This is a genomic window from Enterococcus sp. PF1-24, assembly GCF_029893325.1.
In the GTDB taxonomy this organism is placed as follows: domain Bacteria; phylum Bacillota; class Bacilli; order Lactobacillales; family Enterococcaceae; genus HY326.
The window spans coordinates 17,878-34,575 of sequence record NZ_JARXWL010000011.1; the positions used below are offsets into that span (position 1 = coordinate 17,878).

The following is a 16,698-nucleotide window of genomic DNA, read 5'->3' on the forward strand; positions in this document are numbered from 1 at the left end:
AATGGCGATTATTCATGGAAGTTTTTATTCGGAAACACTTTTTCAACTGACCAATTATACTGCTATTCTACCTGACCAGCCTTATACAGAAGTGGCTATTATGTATTTGCTTCATGGCCGTTCAGGTAATTGTCAATCTTGGTTAAATCAAACTGGAATTAGTCGCTATGTCGCCGGAATGCCGCTTGTCATTTTTTGCCCTGAAGTTGCTTTAAGTTACTATAGTAATATGGCTATTGGTAGCAAATATTGGGATTTTTTAACAAAAGAATTCCCACAAAAAATGCAACTCTTTCATTCTTATACAGCAAGTAAAAATTTTGTTGTAGGAAATTCAATGGGTGGTTACGGCGCACTAAAATGGGGCTTATCAGAACCAGAGAAATTTGATTTTATCGGTTTGCTTTCTCCGTTAGTAGACGTCCGTAGTTTACTAACCATTTTTCCTGAAACAGCTATTGAATTTCAAGCTGCTTTTCAAACGAAAGAAGACTATGAGAGCTCTGAAAATAATTTGTTTAATACAATGAAAACTACTACGCCAAACAATCTACCACCAATTTATCACAGCTGTGGGAAGCAAGATTTTTTGTATCAAGATAGTCGACACTTACAAAAAACACTACTTACGCTTAGTAAAAACTATAGCAGTACCTTTGAAGAAGGCCATCACGATTGGCAAGAATGGGACAAACGAATTCAGGAAGTTATCATTTATTTAACACAAAAGGAGACATAAATAATGGTTTATGCAGTCGGTTTAATGTCAGGAACTTCTTTAGATGGAATTGATGCCGCCTTAGTGGAAATCTCTGGGGAAAATCAACAGACATCAGTAAAATTACTAGAATTCCTTACAATGCCTTTACCAGCAGATACACTAAAACGAATTAGAGCGGCTCTCTCAATTGAAGAATCCAACGTTGAAAAAATTTGCTCTCTTAATTTTGAATTAGGTGAAAAATTTGCAGAAGCTGCTATTGCTGTTTGTCAAAAAGCAGCGATTGCTCCAGAAGAATTAGCTTTTATAGGCAGTCACGGTCAAACGCTGTTTCATATTCCCGAAGCAAGAGCTGCCTACTACGCGTCAACCCTTCAAATTGGCGATCCAGCAATCATTTCTGAACGAACCAAAACTACTGTAGTTTCTAATTTCAGAGAGCGAGATATGGCGGTTAGCGGTCAAGGTGCGCCAATCGTTCCCTACTCTGAATATGTACTTTTTAAAAGCGAAACTTGTACCCGTTTACTGCAAAATATCGGCGGAATCGGCAATGTAACTGTGCTACCTAAAAATGGCCAACTGGAAGATACAGTTGCTTTTGATACCGGGCCAGGAAATGTCATTATCAACGAACTTTGCCTGCATTTTTATCAAAAAGAATACGATAAAGACGGTCTTTATGCCCAACAAGGCACCGTTAATGAAAAATTGCTGACTACATTAATGAATCATCCTTACATTAAACAAACTTATCCGAAAACAACCGGTCGCGAAACCTTCGGCAAACAATTCACTCACGGATTATTAGCGAAATGGCAACTATCTGCTGCGGATTGGTTAGCAACAGCTACCATGTTTACCGCTCGTTCAATCGCGCAAGCAGTTACACCTTTTATCGATGAACAAACAGAATTAATTGTTGGCGGTGGGGGTAGTTATAACCATACTTTAATGACGATGCTACAAAGTGAATTGCCAACCATTCAAGTTAAAACACAAGAAGATTTAGGTGAATCTTCTGAAGCCAAAGAAGCAATTGCTATGGCAATTTTAGCGAATCAAACCTTACATCACCAACCAAGTAATGTTCCTTCAGCAACTGGTGCTTACAAATCAGTTCCTTTAGGAAGAATTACTTTTTATCAGTGAACAAAAAGAAACAATCATTCAAAAAAAGATGATTGTTTCTTTATTTCGTGCGATAATAATTAAAATAATAGATATTAGTTCGACTAGAAGGGGTTGGAAAAAATGAGTGGAGAGAATATTCAAGGTAGGATTCGCAGTGTTATTGACATACTACCCACTTCTGAAAGAAAAATTGGTTTGACTATTTTAGATGACCCATCTGCAGTTATTAGTATGACTGCTGCTGAGCTTTCAAAAGTTGCAGGAACCAGTCCCGCTACGGTCATTCGCTTTTGTAAAAAAATAGATATCCCTAGTTTCACTCAACTAAAAATTAAGTTGTCCGCTGAAATCGAAACACCTATTCAAGAAGGATACTCTGATATTACTGAAAATGAATCAATTCCAGATTTGAAAAGTAAATTATTAGCTAATGCCTATCAATCAATGCAAGAAACCGTTGCTTTGCTAAATGATCAACGAATTGAGCAAGTTGTTGATTTGCTAATTGCTGCCCCCATTATTTATGTTTATGGTGTAGGCGCTTCTTATTTAGTAGCAGAAAACATTGCCCAAAAATGGAATCGCGGTGGTAAAACAGTCATTTGTATTCGTGATCCCCACATTTTAATTACAATTATCATTTCAGCACCTAAAGATGCTGTTTTCTTCGGAATATCTAATTCTGGAGAAACTAAAGAAGTCTTGCGTTTAGTAGACATCGCTAAAAAATATCAGCTTCACACAATTGGCCTCTCTCAGTTTGGATCCAATTCTCTTGCTACTAAAGTGGATTTGCCTATTCAAACAGTCCGTTCAAATGAAGCGATTGTAAGAAGTGCTGCGACAACTTCTTTGCATGATCAATTTATTGTCATCGATATTCTTTTTTATGCTTATGCTTCAAGAAATTTCAATAAAATGATTGATCGCATTCAAAAATCCAAAGAAGAAGTCCATCGCTTTGATAATCGCGGGAAATAGCTAAGAAGAAAAAGCCAAAGAAAAAGACGATCTTTTTCTTTGGCTTTTCATTTAATTCTTTTTTCTAAATTCTATTCTCCTTTAAATTTAGCGTCAAGATTTTTCTGAATAGCAAGTAAAAATGGCGCCTGCTGGACTTACAGCGGGCCCCAAAACGAACAATTGTTTCACATGAAACAAAGAAAATAACTTATCATGATTTATTTAAATATCATACTTTTACCTAAGATTCTCTCTGCTTTTTTTATAAGCAACAAAGATATCTGCCACTAACATTGAGCCAAAAATGTAAATCAAATAAGCGATTCGCAATCCTAGTAAATATTTCGTTTCTTTGGCAGCTAAGCCAAATAGGAAAAAGAAGGCAATACTACCAACGAATAATGTCAGGCCAAAAATTCTGTTGGAATATTTGTAAATATAGCCACGCTCTTTTTCAATGGATTTCCAAAAGAGAAGCCCTTTATACCCCAACTGCCCATTGCCATTGTAATAATACGATGAAAAAAAGCATAAAATAGCGACGACGATTAAAATACCTGCAACTTTCGTTTCCAATAAAATACTACCTCCTTTACCTTCCTTATGAAGAATGAAACTTCTAATAGATAATTGTATTATACTCCCTTAATTCAAAAAAGATACAAAAAAAGTGGTCAGGCACAATCTCTGCCTGACCACTTAACGCTTTATTTATTGACTTATTTATTAATAAGCTCCAACAATTAACCAGTTGCTTGTATTTGCCGTTAAATCATAAGAAGTTCCTGTAATTGAATCATTTCCTTGAACGTGGAAATTAGGTGCTCCTTGACTAGTCACATCTCTGCCATTTTTCTTAACTTTTACATTTGCTAATTTCAAAGTAGCATTTTTGCCTTTCCAGTCTTCGATTTGAGCATGTAAAATATAGCGGCCATGAGCAAGGGTAGTTAATTTTGTTTTGTATGCTCCAACGACTTGGTCGTTTAAGCGCGTAATTACATATTCACCCTCAGCAACTTTATAATATTGAACGGTTACTTTAGCCTTTTGTTCCATTTGAGCAGCGGTATTAATAGAGTAAAATTGTTCTCCGTTAGTACCTGCGCCTGCTGGGAAGTTGACAGTTTTAACAGCAATTCGATTTTGGGCAAATTCTGCTGAAGTACCGGCTTGGAAACCGATATCTAAACCAACTTGACCTGAACCAGGGCCGTCACCAGCAATGACAAATTGCATACCGAAGAAATCGTTAGCGCCTCTTGAACCGTTCATTGTGATGTCTGCTGAAAACTCAAACATTGGTTCTTGCGTAAAATTCGGAATCGCATCGTAAGGTTTGTTAGAGTATAACAAACGGTAAGAACCTGGAACGCTGCCTTCGCCACCGCCAACAGTGGTGATATTTTCATCCACTTTTCTTGGTGGAACAGTGCTTACAGGTGGTTTTGGAATTGGTTTTGGCGCTGGCACATAGCCTGGTGGGAAATCGGCTTTCGGATTGCCTTCTGCTTCCGCATACCACGCGATACCTTCATCTTTCCAGCCCATGCTAACTAATGCATCTTTTTCTTTTACATCAGGTGTGTAATGGTGCTCGCCACCATTTTTATTGTATAGACGATAAACAGGTTCACCCGTATTTGAGTCCGGTGCCACCCAGCCTGTTCCTTCGTATTTCCAACCAATGTTAATTAAATTGTTGGCTTCCGGTGCTTTCGCTGTATAAAAATGCTCCCCGCTATTGGCATTATACAGACGATACATATCCGCCGCTTCCGCTTCGGCGCTAAACCCCAATAACGCCGCTGATGCACAGAGCATCCCTACCCCATAAACTATTTTGCTTTTCATTCTTAATTCCTCCTATGATTTGATTATTTAAACTGAGTTTCCCCAGTTTTTCCCCGTTTTTTTACCAATTTCACCCAAAGTTTATCATAGCTAATTTACTTTTTCACTTTTTTTTGCTCAAAATATCAAAAAAAGTTTTTATTACTTAAAAAATCGATAGCTATGCGGTTAAAAATTGGTGTAAAATCCTAATGAATCCTAAAAAAATCAGCACTGAAATCACACACACATTAACACACTTATTTTACATCTTTTTCAAAAAATCCTAGTTTTTCTTTTTAAATACTGACTTTTAGGTATTCATTAGGAGTAATACCAAGTTAAATTTTGATAAAATATCTTTACTCATTTTTTTGCTAATAATGAATATCCATCGTAAATTGAGCCAAAGTATTATAATCTGCATCTTTTATTTCGCCAGCCCAAGTTAACTTATCACCTGACTTCATTTGATGTTTAAAAAGCTTATTTCCACCAAGTGTTTCCCCATCTTCAACATCACCAGGTTCCCCTATATCTTCTATTCTAATCTGACTTATATTTTCTGTTAATACTCCATTAGGAACCAACTCACCAATATAGCCAAATGAATACATATTAACGACTATACTATCATTCAAATTTGCATTCCCATCAATTGTTAATTCATTTTCTGTTAAATTCTTAAATGTTATAATTCCACCAGATTTAGTAACTTTAATATACTGATCAGAATACAGTTCTCCATCGTTTTTTTCAGCTGGTTTTGTTTCTTGACTCGGTTCTGTTACCGATTCTTTCTTTATTTCAGAACTAGAATCTGATACTGTTTCTTTATATTTTGCATAATCATCTTCTGTGAAGAGCGTAACTTCCCAATTGGGATAATAATGACCACTGAATTCAAGATCAGAACCTTTTTTCACATCTACCTTTATAGCATGCCCACTCCTGACCTCTTCAGTATGTCCACAGCCATTAACAAAAATAGAACCATGTTTGTATTTGTCATCAGAAGCATATTCTAGTTTAGTTAATACTATATAATAAACTCCAGCATTAATGTGTTTACCTTCTTCATACTTTCCATCCACATCAAACTTAACAGTTTTAGTTAACTCTATATTTTCAATTGATGTACTAGTCGAAGTATCAACATTACTTGAATTAGTTGTAGAAAAGTCCATTGCAAGATCACTACTTATATTCTGCTCAGTTTGTTTATCCCTACTTGAAAATCTCCCTACTATAAAAGCACCACTAATTAAAATGACTACACCAACAATCGTAAGTATATTTTTATTGGATTCTAACCATTTTATTATTTTTTCTTTATTCAATTTAACAACTCCTATTTAACAGTTTCTATTTAGCCATAAACTACTTAAATATTTTGTGATAATAAAAAGTAATAATTATGAATCAATACATTAATCAAGATGTAACTCATCAAGATAAACAGATAAATATAGCTTTTTTTCGTAGGCTGAATGAAAAAATTGATAATCTTTTCAAAGCCGAAAGTGATCATTATGATAAACGGTGCTACGATCGCCATGATATATCTTCCTTGTGGTTGATAATCAATCTTCAAGCAATAATACCAATGAAGCCCAAAGGTAATTAAACAACCTAACATAATCAATATAAAAGCGATGCGTTTACGTTGAATAACCAAATTTGGTGTCTCTTGTTGAAAATGTTTTTGAATGCTTTGCACCACAAAAGCTAAAATTCCTGTGCCAAAAAGACAATAGTAAATCTGATAATACTTTATATCTAAACGAATACTCATATAACCAAAGAAACCAATAAATGATTGAAGCGTGAAAGATTTAAAATGCGGATCCGTTAACATCGCTAAAAGATTTCCTAACTCATAAGGCTTTTGTAATGTCGTGCCATTTTCAGCCACCCATTTCATATACTCTTCGTGAAAGACTTGCATCCCAAAGAAATCTTTATATAACAGATAATTTCTTATTAAAAACGGAAAAATTGCCAAAGCTGATAAACAGAAAATCAGGGCAAAATTTTTATAAAAAACTTTTTTATCCGTTACTTGATGTTTGATATTAAAGAAATTGATTAGTAAGAAGAAGATTCCCCCCACTAAAATAAAACTATAAGAATTTAAATATCCTAAAGCGCAGATAATAAAACCTAGCGATAAATAAATACTATGGCGATAGCGCCATGGTTCAAAGCAGGTCGCAATCATTGTATAAACAATCATACTAGCTCCGGCCGCCGCAATTACATCATTATTTACATAACAAGATAAAAACGTAAACTGTGGTAAGAAACCTAATAAGCCCATTCCTAGTAAACTTAAACCTAAGTTATTTGAGAGTTTATAAATACTCTTGCCCGTGAAAAAGACGGTAATTCCACCAAAAAGAACACTGGTTAAGCGTGCCGCCCACAACAAAGCTTCTGGCGTAGAGCGGAAGAGATTCATCACCTGCATGAAAAAGGCACTAATAATCGCCCCAAGCATTTGTGGATAAAAAGCATAGGACCAATTTCCTAAAATATAAATGGCTTCCTGATCATAACCTGTAGGCAAAGAGGAATGATTAAAAATATAAGTAGGAATTTGATAGCGCATCATTTCATCAGGCGCTTGGTTATAAGGCAATTCCCATGCCCAAATAGCAAAACAGCTACAAATCATTAATACAAAAATAATTTGAATGGTTAAAACTAGCTGTTTTTGCTTGAGCTCGTTTGTTAAATTTTTTTCTTGCATAGGCTAATCCTAACTTTCTATTTATAAAGTCTACTTATTATTTCCAACGGTATACTCAATTGTTAACGTTTCTAATTTCTGACCATTTTTCCCTTCATCATCAAATGTCCACACCTGTATTTCTGAAACAAAAGTATGAGATTGAGAATAGTCAATGTTAAGCTTGTTATTATCCCAGTCTTCAAAATCATCAAGTAAAAAACTCGTTGGTATAGGATTTCCCTTTTTTTGATTTGGAGCTAAATCATACGCTAAGTTCCAATCAGTAGGATTGATACTAATACCGTCAATGGTTAAAAAACCATGATCTAGCCACGCAACTCCTGATCCTACCGATATTTTTTTATCTGTCTTATTTGTGATATAAATAATTCTATTATCGTTATCTAATTCAATCGTTATCATTGAACTATCTGAAATCATTTGAAGTTCTGTACTAGTTTTCGACTCACTCAGTTCTTTTTTGCTTGTTTTTGCGGATGACAAATCTTTTTCAGTTGAAGTTTCAGTCTTTTCTTTTGTAGATGCAACTTCAGGTTTTTCTCTCTTAAAAGTAAATGTATCTCCGTCCTGTTTAGGTTCAAGAACAAATTTATCTCCTATTAATTTGTAAAAATAAATACATTCTTTATCTTCCTCATTTAAAATAATCTCTTGCTTTTCTTTATCAATTACACCACTATAACTATAAAAAACACTGTTAAAAATTACATCGCTACTTCCAATAGTTAACTCACTCTTCAATACCGATGTATCATACCAAACACCTTCAATTTCATCACCTTTATCTTTTTCATTAAAGTTGCTTAAAATCAACGCTATTATTGCTATGAATAAAATTATATTCACAAGGAGAGATGCTAAAATTCGTTTGTTATTTTTCAATTTTGCCATTATTGTATTTTCTTTCCCCACTACCAAAATCCCCCTTTATCTATTCAAATCTATAAAATGACTTCTAATCTATATTGCGTCAAAACTAGTAATCTCACTGATTTTTAATCATTAAACATCTCTATTATTTTTTGTTTTTAATATCTTTCAAAAGAATCTACAACGACTCCAGGAATGGTAATCTCTCCACCCATTGTTGAAGTATAAGTTATCTCTCCAAAAGAAGTACCTCTAACCGTGATATGATCATTTTCCAATAAACGATTATTAGTTAGCTGATCTTCCGAAATCTCAATAAGAATGATTTGATCATAGTTATCATCGACAGCAAATCTAAATTGAGAATACCCACTTCCTTTAATAACTTGTATAATAAGCCCATTAAACTTAACTTTTTGATCTAAATAGGTCTCTGGATTACGGGCTAAGTTTTCAAAAGTAGTCCCAGTATCATAACTCGCTCTTGCTGCTTCAGCGGCTGCGGCTGCCTCTTGAGCTCTTTTTTCCTCTGCTTGACGTTCTTCTTCTGCTTTTCGTGCTGCATCTTCTTGAGCTTTTTTTTCTGCTGTAGCTTTTTCAGCAGCCTGTTTCTCTTCTTCTTCTTTTGCTTTTTTATCTGCGTCTGCTTTTAACTTTTCTAAATGTTTTTTAGAAAAAACTTTAATTTCTTTTTTTGTTTCACCATCTGTAACAATTAGTTCAACTTCTTTTTCTTCTGATTCAAGTAATTCCATAGAAATTTCAAATTTTTCGTTTTTAACTTTTTCGCTAGCAACCTTTTTATCCTCTTGTTTAACAATGATTTCTGCGCCTTCATTAGCGATACCTGATATAATTAATTCATTCTTTTCAAGTGACAAAATGGGTCTATTTACTTTAAGTTCAATATTAACCTCTTCACTTGATGATGTTATTGTTGTATTTGTTGTTGTTTTACTATCTTCTTTTTGACAACCTGTTGTAAATAATGTTACTAATAATAACCCTAAAATACGTTTTTTCATTCAAAGAACCCCTTTTCAATTTATAAATTCTAATTATTATACACATAAATATTTTTATTAATTTTCACACTTTGTATATTGAAGATTAGCTGGATAATCATTTTCAAGTATGTAACCTTGAATTAATTTATAGCCTTTAAGTTCATTAACATCATTTCCAATAGAGAATAGATCGATGTCTTCACCAGCCTCTTTATCCTGTTCATTTTTATAAACATAAACATTGGTCATATTCCCATCAACAATTTTTATATCATATCTGCCAGCAGGAATATCTTCCCCCACTTTTACTACGCCAGTTAAAGTTATGGATTCTCCTGGTTCAAACGGCTCCATTTCTGGAAGTGCTGTTGCTAATTCAAGCTCCATTTCTAAAGACAAAATAGTTTGATTCTGTTCTTCAATAGCCACAGTTTGCCTATCTATAATTTTCTTTTGTTCTTCATTTTTTTCAGATAATTCATTTACTTTATTTGAAGAACAGCCAGATAACAAACTACATAAAAATAAAACACAAATTACTTTTTTCATAAAACTCCTCCAAATATTACAACTATTAGCGATTGAATATATAAATAGTTTATTCGTCACTTTTTTCATTTTGAAATTCTTTCTTTATTAATCTTCTTCAAAATTAAACTCAAACTCTGATTTTGCACCTTCACTAGATAAGGTGACAATATCTCCTTTTTTCAAAACAAGTCTTTGATCTTCTGAATAACCATGGTCTGATGTAACAAATTGATATTCTCTTGTACCAGCATCACTTGTCACTACTATTTTCCCTGTTCCTTTTTCCGCTGAATAGCCTTCATTTCTATAAGTTAGGCTAACCATATATTTACCTGGTTTTAAATCTGTTCCTATTTCATAATCTCCTAAATCCAAATAATTGTAGTCACCATCGAAGTTGTATACACGATTTTCATCGGAATCATCCAAAACAGTTGCTTCATCTTGCAATTCATCTTGTACTTTTACTTTAAATTTAGCATTTTTTTCAAAAATGAATGTTTTCTTTTTCTCTTCACCTTCATCTGTATAATGAAGTGTTACAATTAGCTGCCCTTTTACTAAATCATAAGAAGCATTTTTTTCATCTTCTTGTGGCTCAGTCCAAATTATTTCTTTACGTTCCTTATCTATCGTAAAATTCTGGGTTACTTGACTTGTTTTAGAACCATCAATCCAACTATATAATTGCCACACTGCCACTCCATGTTTGTCTGTATCAATAGTAATAACATGATGATTTTGACTATCTACCCATCTCCCATTTAAATTATCTTTTTGATATTCAATAGTTAAAACAGCTAAGATTAGAATTACAAATATTCCGCCTACGAAATACCAACCTTTTTTAGTGAAGTTAGAGTTTTTCATTTTAATTCTTCTTTCATTTATTTTTAGATACATTTATTTAATATATATCTATTCAAATTTTGAAAATTGTACTCAGACCTATTAAAAGTCAGCCCAATCTTCTTTTTCACCAATATCTGTTTTATTTTTAACTTCTTTTGTTATTAAAAGTTCTTTTCGTCTTTGTTCTTCTTCTTTCGCTTTTTGTGTCAATGACTGTTTATCTAATTTTCTAAGATACATACCTATCATGAAAGTAGTATATTCTTTCGGAGTTTCAGCTTCTGGCTTATCCTTATTATCATTTGTATCAGAATAAAAAAATATGAAAGTTATCACAGGTATCCAGAGGCTAATAAATCCATAAACAGATGTACCAATAATTAATAACAGTACCAGCAGGCACTCAGCTATCATTATTTTCAATTTAAAAGCATTTATGCGATACAACATATTTGCATCAAAGCTAGCAATAACTTCTTTTTTATTATTTTTGTTCATTTAAAAATCACTCCTTTAGCTACTTGCTTGTAATAAATCCTTAATCTCGTGTTATCTTCTTATCTCCTCCTAATGAATCCTAAGAAATCAGCGCTGAAATCACACACATTAACACACTTATTTTAAATCTTTTTCAAAAAATCCTAGTTTTTTTAATGCTGATTTTTAGGTAGTCATTAGGAAATGACTACATTTAACAACTGTTTAATGTAGTTACTTTAAAACAAAAAAAAATGCTTGTGAAAATCAGCAAATCTTTCTTCACAGGCACTTTTATTTATGTTATTCTTATTTATAAGATGACTACATTAAACAGTTGTTTTTTAAACAATTTATATAGAGTTGACAAAGAATCGCAATTGGGAATTTCGTTATTTTTCACTCACTTCTATCCTACCTCATTTTCTTCTTTTAATATCTACACTTCTCAAAATATTGTAAACACTACTTACGGAAATCCCAAACTGTTGAGCAATTTCAGAAACGGTTAAATTATAACATTGGTATGATTCGACTACTTGTTGTTTTATGGTGGCCTCAATTTGTGGTCTGCCTAAAACTTTGCCATTCTCTTTGGCTTTTTTCAGTCCTAATTTTACTCTTTCGCGGGTGTTACTTACCTCATATTCATTAAAACTGCTTAAAATTTGAAAAAAAAGTTTGCCACCAATGGAATTTGTATCAATATTATCCATTAATGAAATATAGTTAACGCCTATTTCTAATAAGTCTTCTACTGTGGTAATCAAAGTTCGGAACTTTCGACTTAAACGATCATTTTTTAAAACAATTAACTGAACTTCTTTTGCTTGATCCGCAGCTAACTGATGCAAATGTTTTAACATTTTTTGAAATTCTGGTCGATTATCTTTTCTACCACTGCCATGTTCACTATAAATATAAGCACAATCAATCTCCCGCATCATTTCTATTTGATTTTCCAGCGAAACTTCTTGCTTATCCTCTGTGCTTACGCGACAATAACCAATCTTTACAACCTCTTTTTCTTGAATTTCCTTTTTTCCCATAAAATAAATGCCTCCTAACAATTAATAGTCTATATTCTACCTATCAGTGATGAGTTTGTAAGTAGTTTTTTGCTATTGAAAAGCGGCAAAAAAAATTGTTAATCCTGATATTTATTTGATATGATTAATTGAAAAATAACTATTGGATTGGCTTTATTATAAAGGAGATATAATGAATCAGTTACTGCTCTACTTTTTGTTTCCACTTTTATTTATGTTTCATGAACTTGAAGAAATTGATTTTTTGCCAAAATGGTCCCAAAAACAGGCTCAGAATTCAAAAATACCTTAAAAATTTAAAGAGATGCTCAATACTGATTCACAAGCATTTACCTTAATGGTTCTTGAAGAGTATTTTCTATTAATTGCTATTTCTATAATCTGCTATTTTTTGAAGACTCCTGAATTCTATCTGGCTTTGATAATGGCTTACAACATTCATATTATTGGCCATATCTTTCAAGCAATCTATCTGAAAAGCTATGTACCTGGTATCGTTTTAGGCACTGCTTCTTTTATTATTTTGGCAATTCAACTAATTGAATCTTTACCATTAGTTGATGTAACAATGGTTATTATGTTTGTACCTATATGCCTGTTCATTTTAGTTGCGAATCTTTGGATTATTCATAAATTTTTTTAACTTTAGTATAGTAATGACACTTCATTCTTAGAGACGGTATCTCTGAAAAAAACTGACCTATTAAACAAAAAAAGACCCGTTGCCAGGTCTTTTTTTCGATTATGCTATTCTTCCACTTTCACTAGCTTCCCCTGCTCCAAATACACCATTAAAATACTGATATCAGCGGGGTTCACACCGCTGATACGGCTGGCTTGAGCGATAGTTTCGGGTTGGATTTTTTGCAATTTTTGGCGGGCTTCGGTAGCTAGGCCGTTGATTGATTGATAATTTAAGTTGCTAGGAATGCGTTTGGCTTCCATTCGTTTTAGTTTTTCAACTTTTTCCAACGCTTTTTTGATATAGCCAGCATATTTGATTTGAATTTCAACTTGTTCGATTTCTTTTGCTTGCAAGTTTTCATCTGTAGGAATAAATTGCAACAAGTCTTGATAAGTGATTTCCGGACGTTTTAAAAAGTCACTAGCTAACACGCCGTCTTTTAATTCAGCAGAGTTGTGAGCTTTTAAGAAAGCTTGTACTTCGGCGGTTGGTTTGATGCGGGTGCTCTCTAAACGAGCAATTTCGGCTTCAACGGCTTGTTTTTTCTGCAAATAATTTTGATATTGTTCTTCTTTAACTAAACCGGCTTGGTAACCCAGTTCGGTTAAGCGTAAATCGGCATTATCGTGGCGCAAAAGCAAACGATATTCTGCTCGCGAAGTCAATAAACGGTAAGGTTCATTGGTGCCTTTAGTTACTAAATCATCAATCATCACGCCAATATAGCCATCGCTGCGTTTTAAAACAAGGGGGTCTTTCCCTTGGATTTTTAGCGCCGCGTTGATGCCGGCGATTAAACCTTGACCGCCAGCTTCTTCATAGCCACTAGTACCGTTAGTTTGACCGGCAGTGTATAAATTAGTGATTTTTTTTGTTTCCAAAGTTGGCCGTAATTGATGGGGAACTACCACATCATACTCAATCGCATAACCGGTGCGCATCATTTCCACGTTTTCTAAACCAGCAATGCTCCGCATCATTTCCACTTGCACATCTTCTGGCAAAGAAGTCGATAACCCTTGCACGTAATATTCTTCCGTGTTAACCCCTTCTGGCTCTAAAAACAATTGATGACGTGGTTTGTCAGAAAAACGCACGATTTTATCTTCAATTGATGGGCAGTAGCGTGCTCCCACCCCTTCAACAATCCCGGTAAACATCGGTGCTCTGTGGAGATTATTGCGAATAATTTCATGGGTGCCTTCATTAGTATAAGTTAACCAACAAGGAATTTGTTCTTGGTTGTAATCTTCGTCAGGAGTCGCAAAGCTAAAATGATTTGGCGCTTCATCCCCTGGCTGAATTTCCGTTACGCTGTAATCAATCGAGCTGCCTTTTACCCGTGGCGGTGTTCCCGTTTTAAAACGATCAATTTCTAAGCCTAAACTTTTTAAATTGTCCGCTAATTTTACAGCTGGTTGGGAATTATTGGGCCCAGAAGAATATTTTAGCTCGCCGATAATAATTTCTCCCCGCAAAGCGGTTCCGGCGGTAATAATCACAGCTTTGGCTGCATATTTAGCTCCGGCTGCCGTAATCACGCCTTGACAGACGCCATCTTCCACGATGATTTCTTCCACCACAGCTTGACGTAGGGTCAAATTGGCTTCCTTTTCAATCGTGTGCTTCATTCTGCTAGAATAGGCGTGTTTGTCAGCCTGTGCTCTTAAAGCCCGCACAGCCGGTCCCTTGCCGGTATTTAGCATACGCATTTGAATATAAGTTTGATCTATATTATGGCCCATTTCGCCACCTAGTGCATCAATTTCCCGCACCACGACGCCTTTCGCCGGCCCACCTAAGGAAGGATTACAAGGCATAAAGGCCACCATATCTAAATTGATTGTCAGCAGTAAAGTTTTGCAACCTATCCGTGTGGCTGCCAAAGCAGCTTCACAGCCGGCATGGCCAGCACCTACAACAATGACATCATAACTATCTCCTTGATATTGCATCTCAGTTAACGCTCCTTTTGATTGATGAAAATATACTGGTAATTTTGAAAAAAATATTTCAGATGATTTCTGTTTTTTATTTAATCTAAATGAGAATAAAATTCGTGGCAAAAAACGCCACTATAATTTGATTCTGCATTTTGCTCGAGAGTTGAACGAGCTTGTTCCGCTTTTTATTTGCCCAAGCAGAATTGGCTGAATAGTTGGGTGATTAGTTCGTCTTGGACGCTGTCGCCGATGATTTCGCCTAGGTAATCCCAGCAGCGAGTCATGTCCATTTGCACTAAATCAACTGGTAAGCCAGCTTCGATGCCGTTGACAACTTCCCCTAAAGCTTGTTGGGCTTTTTCTAATAAGGCAATATGGCGGGAATTTGAAACGTAAGTTGCATCTTTTTCGCCGATTTGCCCGCCGAAGAAAAGTTCCGCAATGGCGGTTTCCAACTGCTCCAAGCCTTGATTTTGTAAAACGGAAACTGGTAATAATAATTTTTCCCCGACTTCAGTTTTTAAAGACTCTACATCTAACACACAAGGTAAGTCGGTTTTGTTTAATAAAACTATTCGTTTGAAGTCTTCGGTAGCCTTTAATAACTCGTGGTCTTCCGTCGTTAAAGCTTCATTTTGATTCAAGACTAATAAAATTAATTCTGATTCCGCTAAAGCTTTGCGGCTGCGCTCCACGCCGATTTTTTCCACCACATCTTCGGTTTCACGAATGCCGGCGGTATCAATTAATTTCAAAGGTACACCACGAACATTCACGTACTCTTCAATCACATCCCGGGTGGTTCCGGCAATTTCCGTGACGATTGCTTTATCTTCTTGCAGTAAATGATTCAAAAGACTTGATTTACCAACGTTTGGTCGGCCGATAATGGCAGTGCTTAAGCCTTCTCGCAAAATTTTCCCCTGTTGGGCAGTTGCTAATAATTGCTGAATTTGCCCTGCTACCATTTGAGCTTTTTCTAATAAAAGTTGGCTAGTCATTTCTTCCACATCATCATATTCGGGATAATCAATGTTGACTTCCACTTGCGCTAACGTTTCTAAAATCGTTTGCCGCAACTGGCGAATTAATTTGGTTAAATTCCCATCTAACTGTTTTACCGCCACATCCATCGCTTTGTCCGTTTTCGCCCGAATTAAATCCATCACGGCTTCGGCTTGCGATAAATCCATGCGCCCGTTTAAAAAGGCGCGTTTTGTAAATTCTCCCGGTTCCGCTAAGCGAGCACCACAACGCAACGCCAGCTGCAAAACTTTATTGGTCACTAAAATTCCGCCATGACAATTAATTTCCACAATATCTTCCCGAGTAAAAGTTTTCGGCGCCCGCATGACTGAAATCATCACTTCATCAATCACTTCTTGGCTTTGCTCATCATAAATATGCCCATAATGAATCGTGTGGCTGGCCACTTTCAGTAAAGATTTCTGCCCCGCTTGATAAATGCGATCCGCAATCGCCACTGCTTGATCGCCACTTAAGCGCACGATACTAATCGCCCCTTCACCAGCTGGCGTGGAAATCGCCGCAATCGTATCAAACTCTAAGGTAATTTCGTTCATGATAACCTCCATTTTTTTCTCTTCAAACCAATAAATATGTACAAAAAAGCGCCTACTCCACCCCTTGTTTTTGCAAAAGGTGAATTAAGCACTTTGACTGCTTGATTCAATTATAATCTTTCTTCACAGGCACTAGCCTAGCATATTTTACGAAAATTTTCAAGTTAAAAAGCGCAGTGAGCTTGGTCAACTCCCGAGTAAAGTACAAAAATAAATTATAGCGGTGTTTTATACCGCGAATTTCTTTTTCACTTTATCGAGTGGAGTTAGCTCACGCAGCTAGATTAGTTAAAAA

General features: G+C 35.1%; 15 protein-coding genes and 1 pseudogene. 4 read left to right on the top strand and 12 right to left on the bottom strand.

The genetic code is table 11. The features are described from left to right. Window position 1 precedes the first annotated feature (1 nt). From M2139_RS06555 to M2139_RS06565, 3 genes are all read left to right on the top strand, one after another. Window positions 2–739, top strand: coding sequence for an alpha/beta hydrolase-fold protein (locus tag M2139_RS06555; RefSeq protein WP_280738065.1), 738 nt, complete (start codon window positions 2–4; stop codon window positions 737–739). A gap of 3 nt (window positions 740–742) precedes the next feature. Beyond that, entirely contained in the window at window positions 743–1,873 is a 1,131-nt protein-coding gene (anmK, locus tag M2139_RS06560; protein WP_280738064.1) for an anhydro-N-acetylmuramic acid kinase AnmK, read from the top strand. 102 nt (window positions 1,874–1,975) lie between these two features. Beyond that, on the top strand, window positions 1,976–2,836 hold the full coding sequence (locus M2139_RS06565) for a MurR/RpiR family transcriptional regulator (RefSeq protein WP_280738063.1): 861 nt from the start codon (window positions 1,976–1,978) through the stop codon (window positions 2,834–2,836). Between the two features lie 219 nt (window positions 2,837–3,055). On the opposite strand, the gene M2139_RS06570 is transcribed toward M2139_RS06565, so the two are convergent. From M2139_RS06570 to M2139_RS06615, 10 genes are all read right to left on the bottom strand, one after another. Beyond that, on the bottom strand, window positions 3,056–3,394 hold the full coding sequence (locus M2139_RS06570) for a hypothetical protein (protein WP_280738062.1): 339 nt from the start codon (window positions 3,392–3,394) through the stop codon (window positions 3,056–3,058). A gap of 150 nt (window positions 3,395–3,544) precedes the next feature. Next, window positions 3,545–4,672: a hypothetical protein gene (locus tag M2139_RS06575; protein ID WP_280738061.1), complete on the bottom strand. Its 1,128-nt coding sequence runs from the start codon at window positions 4,670–4,672 to the stop codon at window positions 3,545–3,547. A 356-nt stretch (window positions 4,673–5,028) separates the two neighbouring features. Continuing rightward, entirely contained in the window at window positions 5,029–5,991 is a 963-nt protein-coding gene (locus M2139_RS06580; protein ID WP_280738060.1) for a hypothetical protein, read from the bottom strand. 44 nt (window positions 5,992–6,035) lie between these two features. Next, the gene (locus M2139_RS06585; protein WP_280738059.1) at window positions 6,036–7,403 is read right to left on the bottom strand and encodes a hypothetical protein; all 1,368 of its coding nucleotides are present in this window, start codon (window positions 7,401–7,403) and stop codon (window positions 6,036–6,038) included. A gap of 30 nt (window positions 7,404–7,433) precedes the next feature. Then, on the bottom strand, window positions 7,434–8,318 hold the full coding sequence (locus tag M2139_RS06590) for a hypothetical protein (protein ID WP_280738058.1): 885 nt from the start codon (window positions 8,316–8,318) through the stop codon (window positions 7,434–7,436). Window positions 8,319–8,434: 116 nt separating this feature from the next. Beyond that, window positions 8,435–9,301, bottom strand: coding sequence for a hypothetical protein (locus tag M2139_RS06595; protein WP_280738057.1), 867 nt, complete (start codon window positions 9,299–9,301; stop codon window positions 8,435–8,437). A gap of 57 nt (window positions 9,302–9,358) precedes the next feature. Then, the gene (locus tag M2139_RS06600) at window positions 9,359–9,832 is read right to left on the bottom strand and encodes a hypothetical protein (RefSeq protein WP_280738056.1); all 474 of its coding nucleotides are present in this window, start codon (window positions 9,830–9,832) and stop codon (window positions 9,359–9,361) included. 87 nt (window positions 9,833–9,919) lie between these two features. Beyond that, complete coding sequence (locus M2139_RS06605; protein ID WP_280738055.1) at window positions 9,920–10,684, bottom strand: hypothetical protein; 765 nt, start codon at window positions 10,682–10,684, stop codon at window positions 9,920–9,922. 81 nt (window positions 10,685–10,765) lie between these two features. Further along, a complete protein-coding gene (locus M2139_RS06610) occupies window positions 10,766–11,164 on the bottom strand; it encodes a hypothetical protein (RefSeq protein ID WP_280738054.1) in 399 nt (132 codons plus the stop codon). Window positions 11,165–11,562: 398 nt separating this feature from the next. Further along, window positions 11,563–12,192, bottom strand: coding sequence for a recombinase family protein (locus M2139_RS06615; protein WP_280738053.1), 630 nt, complete (start codon window positions 12,190–12,192; stop codon window positions 11,563–11,565). A gap of 172 nt (window positions 12,193–12,364) precedes the next feature. On the opposite strand from M2139_RS06615, the pseudogene M2139_RS14275 reads away from it, so the two are divergent. Further along, window positions 12,365–12,835 (top strand): annotated as a pseudogene (locus M2139_RS14275) (HXXEE domain-containing protein). 104 nt (window positions 12,836–12,939) lie between these two features. Here the strand turns inward: M2139_RS14275 and mnmG are convergent. Together mnmG and mnmE are read right to left on the bottom strand one after the other, a co-directional pair. Next, window positions 12,940–14,832 (bottom strand): tRNA uridine-5-carboxymethylaminomethyl(34) synthesis enzyme MnmG, encoded by a 1,893-nt coding sequence (gene mnmG, locus M2139_RS06625; RefSeq protein WP_280738052.1) that lies wholly within the window; start codon window positions 14,830–14,832, stop codon window positions 12,940–12,942. A 173-nt stretch (window positions 14,833–15,005) separates the two neighbouring features. Continuing rightward, on the bottom strand, window positions 15,006–16,403 hold the full coding sequence (gene mnmE / locus M2139_RS06630) for a tRNA uridine-5-carboxymethylaminomethyl(34) synthesis GTPase MnmE (protein ID WP_280738051.1): 1,398 nt from the start codon (window positions 16,401–16,403) through the stop codon (window positions 15,006–15,008). Between the last annotated feature and the right edge of the window lie 295 nt (window positions 16,404–16,698).